Genomic DNA, 245 nt, shown 5'->3' with positions numbered 1-245 from the left:
ATTTTGAAAAATATCATGAATGTGATTCGGTATTTGCGTATTTTCTTCACTGTAATACGCACTGTCTAAAAATACTTTTCGATCTTCAAGCACCTTCAGCATTTTATTCATCTGAATCGGATGAAGCTCACCGATTTCATCAATAAACAATACCCCGCCATGAGCATGGGTCACAGCCCCCTGTTTCGGCTGCGGAATGCCTGCTTGGCCCATCGCACCCGCTCCCTGATAAATCGGATCATGCA

Annotated in this window: 1 protein-coding gene; it reads right to left on the bottom strand. The window is 43.7% G+C overall.

The annotated features are described in order from the left end of the window. Positions 1-245, bottom strand: a 245-nt coding sequence (locus tag R0K30_RS23065; RefSeq protein WP_410613306.1) for a sigma 54-interacting transcriptional regulator, incomplete at both ends; no start/stop codon positions are given.

Source organism: Bacillus sp. SIMBA_154 (genome assembly GCF_046536015.1).
In the GTDB taxonomy this organism is placed as follows: Bacteria; Bacillota; Bacilli; order Bacillales; family Bacillaceae; genus Bacillus; species Bacillus pumilus_P.
Note: the sequence above shows the minus strand (reverse complement) of the source record. Positions and strands in the feature narration are given on the sequence as shown.